8 protein-coding genes are annotated in these 8,794 nt (G+C 73.8%); 1 reads left to right on the top strand and 7 read right to left on the bottom strand.

Features of this window, described 5'->3' with window-relative positions; translation table 11 throughout:
* Window positions 1–226: 226 nt before the first annotated feature.
* From OO48_RS12370 to OO48_RS12355, 4 genes are all read right to left on the bottom strand, one after another.
* Window positions 227–1,753, bottom strand: coding sequence for a CoA-acylating methylmalonate-semialdehyde dehydrogenase (locus tag OO48_RS12370; protein WP_033215199.1), 1,527 nt, complete (start codon window positions 1,751–1,753; stop codon window positions 227–229).
* A gap of 106 nt (window positions 1,754–1,859) precedes the next feature.
* On the bottom strand, window positions 1,860–2,768 hold the full coding sequence (locus tag OO48_RS35085) for a hypothetical protein (protein ID WP_051732047.1): 909 nt from the start codon (window positions 2,766–2,768) through the stop codon (window positions 1,860–1,862).
* A gap of 86 nt (window positions 2,769–2,854) precedes the next feature.
* Window positions 2,855–3,301 (bottom strand): hypothetical protein, encoded by a 447-nt coding sequence (locus OO48_RS12360; RefSeq protein WP_033215197.1) that lies wholly within the window; start codon window positions 3,299–3,301, stop codon window positions 2,855–2,857.
* 136 nt (window positions 3,302–3,437) lie between these two features.
* Window positions 3,438–4,952, bottom strand: coding sequence for a gamma-aminobutyraldehyde dehydrogenase (locus OO48_RS12355; protein WP_033215195.1), 1,515 nt, complete (start codon window positions 4,950–4,952; stop codon window positions 3,438–3,440).
* Between the two features lie 185 nt (window positions 4,953–5,137).
* Between OO48_RS12355 and OO48_RS12350 the strand changes: the two genes are divergently transcribed.
* On the top strand, window positions 5,138–6,784 hold the full coding sequence (locus tag OO48_RS12350; protein ID WP_033215193.1) for a PucR family transcriptional regulator: 1,647 nt from the start codon (window positions 5,138–5,140) through the stop codon (window positions 6,782–6,784).
* Between the two features lie 31 nt (window positions 6,785–6,815).
* Here the strand turns inward: OO48_RS12350 and OO48_RS12345 are convergent, their stop codons facing one another.
* The 3 genes from OO48_RS12345 to OO48_RS12335 are packed head-to-tail and all read right to left on the bottom strand — an operon-like array spanning window position 6,816 to window position 8,766.
* Complete coding sequence (locus OO48_RS12345; protein ID WP_033215191.1) at window positions 6,816–7,439, bottom strand: hypothetical protein; 624 nt, start codon at window positions 7,437–7,439, stop codon at window positions 6,816–6,818.
* Window positions 7,436–8,455, bottom strand: a complete 1,020-nt coding sequence (locus OO48_RS12340) for a WXG100 family type VII secretion target (protein ID WP_033215187.1) — start codon at window positions 8,453–8,455, stop codon at window positions 7,436–7,438. The genes OO48_RS12345 and OO48_RS12340 overlap by 4 nt, the downstream gene beginning before the upstream one ends.
* Window positions 8,452–8,766, bottom strand: coding sequence for a WXG100 family type VII secretion target (locus OO48_RS12335; RefSeq protein WP_033215185.1), 315 nt, complete (start codon window positions 8,764–8,766; stop codon window positions 8,452–8,454). The genes OO48_RS12340 and OO48_RS12335 overlap by 4 nt, the downstream gene beginning before the upstream one ends.
* Between the last annotated feature and the right edge of the window lie 28 nt (window positions 8,767–8,794).

Below are 8,794 nucleotides of genomic sequence, written 5' to 3'. Positions count from 1 at the left end.
CGACCCGTCACGGATCATCGAACTGGTTTCTCAGGGGATTGGCCGCCCCGGGACCGTCCACACAGATGCGTGTCCGGTGCTCCCTGCCGAGCGACCAGTGAACAATACGCCGGATCCGGCGCGGGTGCAAACCAGGCCGGGCTGCAGGGCGACGGGGGCTGAACGGCCGGAAGGCCGGCCCCTGGTGGGGGTCGGCCTTCCGTCACGCCGGGGCGCGGTGGGCTGCTCAGTTGTTGGTGGGGAAGCCCAGGTTGATGCCGCCGTGCGAGGGGTCGAGCCAGCGCTGGGTGACGGCCTTGCCGCGGGTGAAGAACTGGACGCCGTCGGGGCCGTAGGCGTGGCTGTCGCCGAACAGCGAGGCCTTCCAGCCGCCGAAGGAGTAGTAGGCGACGGGGACGGGGATCGGCACGTTGATGCCGACCATGCCGACCTCCACCTCGGTCTGGAAGCGCCGGGCCGCGCCGCCGTCGTTGGTGAAGATGGCGGTGCCGTTGCCGTACGGGTTGGCGTTGATGAGTTCCAGGCCCTCGTCGTAGGAGGGGACCCGGACGACCGACAGGACCGGGCCGAAGATCTCGTCGTTGTAGACGGACATGCCCGGCTTGACGTGGTCGAACAGGGTGGGGCCGAGCCAGAAGCCGTCGGTGGTGGGGGCGCCACTGGCGTCCTCGGCGGCGATGGCGTGCTTGCGGCCGTCGACGGCGAGCTCGGCGCCGTCGGCGACACCGGACTCGACGTAGGAGGTGACCTTGTCGCGGTGCTGACCGGTGACCAGCGGGCCCATCTCGGAGTCGCCGTTGCAGCCGGGGCCGACCTTGAGGGTGGCCATCCGCTCCTTGATCTTGGCGACCAGCTCGTCGCCGATCGGGTCGACGGCGACCAGGACGGAGACGGCCATGCAGCGCTCGCCGGCCGCGCCGAAGCCGGCGTTGATGGCGGCGTCGGCGGCCAGGTCAAGGTCGGCGTCGGGGAGCACCAGCATGTGGTTCTTGGCGCCGCCGAGGGCCTGCACGCGCTTGCCGTAGCGGGTGCCGGTCTCGTACACGTAGCGGGCGATGGGGGTGGAGCCGACGAAGGAGACCGACTTGACGTCGGGGTGCTCCAGCAGGCGGTCGACGGAGACCTTGTCACCGTGGACGACGTTGAAGACGCCGTCGGGGAGGCCGGCCTCCTTCCACAGTTCGGCGATGAAGTTGGCGGCGGACGGGTCCTTCTCGGACGGCTTGAGGACGACCGTGTTGCCGGCCGCGATGGCGATCGGGAAGAACCACATCGGCACCATGGCCGGGAAGTTGAACGGCGAGATGATGGCGACCGGGCCGAGCGGCTGGCGGATCGAGTAGACGTCGACACCGGTGGAGGCCTGCTCGGTGAAGCCGCCCTTGATCAGCTGCGGGATGCCGCAGGCGTACTCGACGACCTCCTGGCCGCGGGCGAGCTCGCCGAGGGCGTCGGAGTGCACCTTGCCGTGCTCGGAGACGATGATCGCGGCGAGTTCGTCCTTGCGGGCGTTGAACAGCTCGCGGAAGTTGAACAGCACCTGGGTGCGCTTGGCGATCGAGGCCTTGCGCCAGCTGGTGAAGGCCTGGGCGGCGGCGGCGACCGCCTGGTCGACCTCGGCGATCTCGGCGAAGTCGACCTGGCCGGTGACCTGGCCGGTGGCCGGGTCGTGGATGTCGCCGCGGCGGGGCGCGGTTCCGGCGGTGGCGACGTACTGGCCGCCGATCCAGTGGGTGATGTGCTTGCTGCTCAAGGGTCTCTGCCTCCGATGTCCACGGATGTCCCGCGCTCGTTCTCCAGTCTGCGCGGGACGGCGGGCCCGCTCAACGAGCACCCTGACGGGGAAGCGCGATTCACCCTTACAGGTCGTCAGTGGGGTCGGCGGGGTCGGACGGGTCGGCGCGGTCCTGGTGGGCGTCCAGGTAGGGGTCGTGCAGGCCGTCGGCGCGGTCCTGGTGGGCGTCCAGGTAGGGGTCGTGCAGGCCGTCGGCGAGCTCGGTGGTCTCCAGCAGGTCGAGCCGCAGGTCCTGGGCCCAGGCTTCGGCCCACCTGCGGGTGCCCGCGGTGTCGGTCTCGGGCGGGAGCAGGGCGGCGGCGGTCTCCAGCCGGTCGGCGAGCGTGCGGGTGGTGAAGTCCTCGTCGAACGCGCTTGCCAGGGCGAGGAGTTCGCCTTCGCGCCGGTGCGCGGTGAGGGCGTGCACGGCCTCCAGGTCGGCGGGCAGGGCGCGCTCGCAGAGGGTGAGGACGGCGAGCGCGGCGGTGTCGTCCAGGGCGGCGACGGGGAGGGTCGGCGGGTGGCGCAGTGGTTCGCGGCGCAGTTCGACGCCGAGTTCCGGCTCCCCGGCGGTCGCGGCAGTCGCGGTGGTCGCGGTGGTCACGGCGGTGCCGTCCGGGCTGCCGAGGGGCGGCTCTCCCGGGTCGGCGGCGGGCGTGCTGACGGCGAGTTGGCGGCGGCGCGCGCTGCCGGGCGGTTGCCGGACCCGGTGGCCGGCGGCGCGCAGGGTCTCGGCGAGCCCGGCGGCGAGGTCGGCGAGCGGCGGGCCCCCGGCGGTGACCAGCAGCAGGCCGGTGCCGTGGACGGGGGCGGGCAGGCCGTGCAGGCGCAGCGCGTCGGGGCCGGCCAGGGCGAGGGCGTGTTCCAGGCAGTACGGCTGGGCGGCGGCGAGCAGCGCGGCGCGGTCGCGGTCGGCGCTGCCGGGGTCGGCGAGGTCTCCGGGTTCCGCGGGACCGGCGACGTCCGCGGTGGCGGCGGGGCTGGTGTCGTCCATGCTGAACAGTCTGTCCCGTTCGGCGCCCGTCAGTACGGCCGAGTGCGACCGGTACGGCCGAGGGCTGCTGACCACGGCTAGTACGGCTAGTACGGCCTGCGCAGGTGCGCGGCGGCGTCGTGCAGGGCGAGTTCGAGGGCGCGGGGGTCGACGAGCCGTCCGCTGGGGCACGGAGGGATCAGCCAGTGCGGGCCGCGGGTGGGGCGGGTGGGGTGCGGGACGGCGATCCAGGTGCCGTCACCGGAGGTGCGGATGCCGGTGCCGGCCCAGCGTTCGGCGGTGCCGACGGGGACGAGGAAGCCGACGGTGTCGCTGTCGGGGTCCTCCAGGACGGGGCCGCCGCCGGGCCGGTCGAGCAGCGCGGCGGCTGGTCGGCCGAGCGGGCCGGGCACGTGCAGGACGTCCCAGCGGCGGCCGGCGGGCAGCAGGGCGAGGCCGAACCCGGTGCGCTCCCAGGCGGTGCGGCAGGCGTCGGGGTCGGGGGCGGCGGTGGCCAGCCAGTGCAGGGCGCTGGGGTGGCGGGTGGTGCTCACGTGGGGTTCCTCGTCTCTCCCGGGCGGCGCGCGGCGGGCGGGGTGCCTGCCGTCGTCACCCGGGAGAGCGGGGTACCGGGGTTCTCTTACACGGGATCGCGGGTGGCCCCGGGAGGGCCGGGGTCAGCGGTCGCGGTCAGCGGTCGCCGAAGATCGTCCGGTGCCAGTCCTTGCGGGCGACGGCGGTGGTGTCGAACATGACGTGTTTGACCTGGGTGTACTCGTCGAGCGAGTACTGCGACATGTCCTTGCCGTAGCCGGACGCCTTGTACCCGCCGTGCGGCATCTCGCTGATGATCGGGATGTGGTCGTTGACCCAGACGCAGCCGGCCGCGATCTCGCGGGTGGCGCGCAGCGAGCGGTGGACGTCGCGGGTCCAGGCGGAGGCGGCCAGGCCGTAGGGGGTGTCGTTGGCGAGCCGCAGGCCCTCCTCGTCGCTGTCGAAGGGCAGCACGACGAGCACCGGGCCGAAGATCTCGCCCTGGACGACCTCGCTGTCCTGAGCGGCGCCGGTGATCAGGGTGGGGCGGTGGTAGGCGCCGAGCGAGAGGTCGGTGCCGTCGTGGCCCTTGCCGGTGGCGGGGCCGCCGGTGACGACGGTGGCGTAGGAGCGGGCGCGTTCGACGAAGCCGGCGACGCGGTCGCGGTGGGTGAAGGAGACCAGCGGGCCCATGTCGGTGCGCGGGTTCAGCGGGTCGCCGATCCGGATGCCCTCGTACAGTTCGGCGACGCCGGCCACGAAGGCGTCGTACAGCGGGCGCTGGACGTAGGCGCGGGTCGCGGCGGTGCAGTCCTGGCCGCTGTTGATCAGGGAGGCGGCGACGGCGCCGTGCACGGCGGCGTCGAGGTCGGCGTCGTCGAAGACCACGAAGGGGGCCTTGCCGCCGAGTTCGAGGTGGGTGCGCTTGACGGTGGCGGTGGCGATCTCGGCGACCCGCTTGCCGACGGCGGTGGAGCCGGTGAAGGAGACCATGGCGACGTCGGGGTGGCCGATGAGGTGTTCGCCGGCGGTGCGTCCGGCGCCGGTGACGACGTTGACGACGCCGTCGGGGATGCCGGCCGCGGTGCAGGCGCGGGCGAACATCAGCGAGGTCAGCGGGGTGATCTCGGCGGGCTTGAGGACGATGGTGTTGCCGGCGGCGACGGCCGGGAGGATCTTCCAGGCGGCCATCTGCAGCGGGTAGTTCCAGGGCGCGATGCTGCCGACCACGCCGACCGCCTCGCGGCGCACGTACGAGGTGTGGTCGCCGCTGTACTCGCCGGCGGCCTTGCCTTCGAGGTTGCGGGCGGCGCCGGCGAAGAACGCGGTGTTGTCGATGGTGCCGGGGACGTCGAACTCGGTGGACAGCTTGATCGGCTTGCCGGTCTGCGCGGTCTCGACCCGGGCGAACTCCTCGGCGTGCTCGGCGAGGATGCCGGCGAGGCGGTTCAGGGCCTCGGAGCGGGCGCCGGGGGTGGCGCCGGACCACTCGGGGAGGGCGGCGCGGGCAGCCGCGACGGCGGTGTCGACGTCGGCGGCGGTGGCCAGGTCGACCTGTTGGACGGTGGCGCCGTTCGCGGGGTTGACCACGGCGAAGGGCTCGCCGCCCGAGCTCCTGGCCGGGCGGCCCGCGATGTGCTGCGCGCCCTCGTTGAAGCTGGTCAGGTCCATGAGCTGCCTCCATTGCCTACTCGTCCCGGCCGACGATGCCTCGGTTCGGGCGTCCGGGACAAGGGTCACTCAGCAAGGGCCGGGACGAAGGGCCTTACACGCTGCAAGGCTGCGTCCGGGCGACAGGGCGTCGCCGTCGAGCATGATTGACTTGACACCCTGAGAACCCCCCGGAGGTATCCGCGATGCTCCCCACCGTCGCCCGCGTGCTCGACCTGGACGTGATGCGGCGCGGCCTGCCCCAGGTGGTGGCCGGGGCCGCCGCGCTGGAGCGCCCGGTGCGCTGGGTGCACGTGAGCGAGCTGCCGGACGTCGCGGGGGTGCTGCGCGGCGGCGAGCTGGTGCTGTCGACGGGCATCGCGCTGCCGGAGGACCGGGACGGGCTGGCGAGGTACGTGCGGGAGCTGGCCGAGGTCGGGGTGGCCGGGCTGGTGATCGAGTTCGGCCGCCGGTACTTCGACTCGCTGCCGCGGGCGCTGGTGGCGGCGGCGGAGCGGCACGGCCTGCCGCTGGTGGCGCTGCGCCGGGAGCTGAAGTTCGTCGCGGTGACCGAGGCGGTGCACGCGCTGGTGGTGAACGCGCAGCTGGAGCAGCTGCGGGTGTCCGAGGCGGTGCACCAGGTGTTCAACGAGCTGGCGACGGAGGGCGCGGAGCCCGCCGAGGTGGTGCGGCAGGTGGCGCGGATGGCGGGCGCGCCGGTGGTGCTGGAGAACCTGGCGCACCAGGTGCTGGCGCACGACCCGGCGGGCCGCGGCGAGCAGGAGCTGCTGGAGAACTGGGAGCACCGCTCGCGCGGCGTCCACCCGCCGGGCCGCACCGGCCACGACCCGCGCTCGGGCTGGCTGGTGACCACGGTGGGCGCGCGCGGCCAGGACTGGGGGCGGCTGGTGCTGGTGGACGAGCCGGTGCCGCTGCCGCCGGACGTGCCGCACCCGCACGCGATGCTGCTGGAGCGCGGCGCGGCGACGCTGGCGCTGAACCGGCTGGTGGTGCGCGACCGGGAGTCGCTGGAGCGGCAGACCCACCGCACCCTGCTGTCGGGGATCCTGACGCACGCGCTGACGGTCTCCGAGGTGGCGCTGCGCGCGCAGGCGCTGGGCGTGCCGCTGGAGGGCCGCCGGCTGGTGGGCGTGGTGCTGCGGCAGCGGCAGGGTCCGCTGCCGGCGGCGCTGGAGGCGCAGGCCCGGCTGCGGGACTTCACCGAGCTGGCGGCCACCGCGATCCGCGCTTCCCGGCTGTCGGCGCTGGTGGGCGCGCTGGACGACGAGGGGGTGGGCCTGCTGGTGGCGCTCGGTTCGCAGCAGGACGAGCACGCCTCGCTGGAGTCCTTCGCGGCGGCGCTGCGCCGGCTGTCCGCGGAGACCGGCCGGGACGGGTCGGCGGCCGAGCCGGTGATAGCGGTGGGCTCCTCGGTGGGCTCGGTCCGCGACGCCCGGCGCACCCTGCTGGAGGCCACCCAGGTCGCGGACGCGGCGCTGCACGACGCGCCGGGCGGCCGGGCCGCGTACTACCGCCTGCCGGACGTCCGGCTGCGCGGCCTGCTGCACCTGCTGCGCGACGACGAGCGCCTGCAGACGTACGTGGAGCGGGAGTTGGGTCCGCTGCTGGCGTACGACGCGGAGCACGGCGGCCAGTTGGCGCAGATGCTGCGGATCTACCTGGAGCAGGGCCGCAACAAGTCGGCGGCGGCCGACGCCGCGCACCTGTCGCGTCCGTCGTTCTACGACCGGCTGCACAAGGTGGAGCGGATCCTGGGCGTGGACCTGGACCAGGTGGAGTCCTGCCTGTCGCTGCACGTGGCACTGCTGGCGCTGGACGCGGTGCGCCGCTGACGGCGGGGTCGGCGGCGCACCGCGTCCCGGCTCAGCGCGGGCCGAGGGCGACCAGCGCGGCGAGTTCCTTCTCGTGGACCTCCAGCGCGAGCAGCGAGCCGTCCGCGAAGTGCAGGTCGACCCGCGAGGAGATCCAGGTGTGCCGGGGTTCGACCCGCGCCAGGTGGGCGTAGGGCAGTTCGCCCAGGACCCGCACGGCCCGCCGGTCGGCGGGGGTGTTGGTGCCGCTGCCGGCCAGCAGGATCCGCCGGTCGGTGAAGAGCAGCAGCACGTCGTCGTTCTCATAGTCGTTGTCGGCGCCGCGCACGGTGCGGGCGAACCGTCCGGCCTGGCTCTCCCAACCGCGGGTGAGGCCGCGCCCGCGGAGGAGCCGGCGGAGGCTGCGGATCAGCCCCCAGGTGCAGTCCTCCAGCAGGTCGGCGACATAGTCCCCGAAGTAGAAGACCGCGGACAGGCAGCCGATCCCGGCCTCGGCGGCCCGCCCGTGGCGCTCGTTGCGGTAGCGGCGCGGGGGGCGGCGGACCAGGTCGCACAGGTCGGCGTCGACGACGCCGCGCAGCTGCTCGCCGGGCGGCACCAGGTGCGCGGCCCCCGGCAGGTGCTGGGCGCCGGGCAGCGGTGGGGCGCCGTACGGGGGGTGGGCGGGGTGGCTCATCCGAAGGCCTCCTCGACCCGGTTGCCCGGCACCCGGTAGGGGGCGCCCTGCGGCGGTCCGTCGAGCGCGCCGGCGACGGTGCCCAGGCCCTGGTCGCTGAGCAGGTTGTCGGTGAGCACGCCGGCGAAGTCCCCGGCACCGGTGACGGCGCCCAGGCCGCCCTTCACCGCGCCCTTCACCGGGCTGTAGACCGCCCCGACGGCCCGCGCGGTGGCGAACTCGCCGAGGTTCTCCATCGACGGGTCGGTGATCGCCTTCCACAGGGTCTTGCGCTGGTTTCCCCGGCCGCCGATCTTGCGGACGGCCTTGGCGGCCTTGCGGGCCTTGTTGATGGTGCCCAGGCTGCGGGCCGCCTTCATCGCCTTGACCGCCTCGTGCAGCTCCTTGAGCGCCTTCTCCAGCTTGAGCGAGACCTGGCCGACCCGGGCGATGTAGACGGCGATCTCGCCCTCGACGATGAGCGCCTCGGCGGCGGTGGCCAGGCCCAGGGTGAGGATGTCGACCACCAGGCCGGCGGCCAGCGTGATGATCAGGGTCTCGATGGCCTCGCGGATGATCTCGATGATCAGGTTCTCGGCGAGCTGGCACTCGGCGGCGGCCTGGCTGATGATCTGCGCGACCTGCGCCATGTCCTCGGCGGTGGCGTCGAGCGCCTCGACCACGACGGCCATGTGGGCGCCGAACGCCTCCGAGGCCGCGCCGTCCCAGGCCGCGTCGACCCGGGTGCCGGCCGACCGCAGTTCGGCGGCGACCTCCCGCACGGCCTGCGCCTGGGCCTGCCACTCGTGCGCGGCGGCGGTCAGCGCCTGGAGGTCGCCGGTGACCTTCTCCAGCACGTCCATCATTCCGGTGGCGTCCAGGGCCGCCTTGACGACGGAGTCGAGGCCGGCGTCGAGGCCCTCGCTGACCGGGTTCTCGAAGCTGGGCAGCGGCGGCAGCCGGTCGGCGACCCGGTCGCGGGTCCACTGGTACGCGTCGACGGCGTCACCGAACGAGCCGGGGGCCAGGGTGCTCATCGGCCGCCCCCGTAGACCTCGGCGGTGTCCTGCTCGTTGCTCTCGTAGTTGTCGACGGTGGCCCGGACGCCTTCGCCGGTCGCGTCGAGCAGTTCGATCAGGTCGGCGAAGTTCTCCTGCTCCGCGTCGGCGTGCTCCTGGTAGGAGCCGTACAGCTCGCCCGAGCCCGGCAGCTTGCCGAAGGCCTCGGACGAGAGCCGGACGCCGGTCAGCGCCGAGCGGATCCGGGCGATCCGTTCGGCCTGGGCGTCGAGCACTGCGGCGTACGCCGTGAGCGCTTCGGGTTCGACCCGAAATCCCGTGTCCCCCATGGTCATTCCTTTGCTCTCCCAGTCAGGC

This window comes from Kitasatospora phosalacinea (genome assembly GCF_000716545.1).
GTDB lineage: Bacteria > Actinomycetota > Actinomycetes > Streptomycetales > Streptomycetaceae > Kitasatospora > Kitasatospora phosalacinea.
The sequence above is the reverse complement of the archived record's forward strand: the minus strand, read 5'-3'. Positions and strand labels throughout refer to the sequence as shown.

Bases quoted from the DNA above. Each gene is read 5' to 3' on its own strand.
- OO48_RS12345 (WP_033215191.1), bottom strand. From the start codon at position 7,439: ATGAGCCACCCCGCCCACCCCCCGTACGGCGCCCCACCGCTGCCCGGC.
- OO48_RS12335 (WP_033215185.1), bottom strand. From the start codon at position 8,766: ATGGGGGACACGGGATTTCGGGTCGAACCCGAAGCGCTCACGGCGTAC.
- OO48_RS35085 (WP_051732047.1), bottom strand. From the start codon at position 2,768: ATGGACGACACCAGCCCCGCCGCCACCGCGGACGTCGCCGGTCCCGCG.
- OO48_RS12355 (WP_033215195.1), bottom strand. From the start codon at position 4,952: ATGGACCTGACCAGCTTCAACGAGGGCGCGCAGCACATCGCGGGCCGC.
- OO48_RS12350 (WP_033215193.1), top strand. From the start codon at position 5,138: ATGCTCCCCACCGTCGCCCGCGTGCTCGACCTGGACGTGATGCGGCGC.
- OO48_RS12340 (WP_033215187.1), bottom strand. From the start codon at position 8,455: ATGAGCACCCTGGCCCCCGGCTCGTTCGGTGACGCCGTCGACGCGTAC.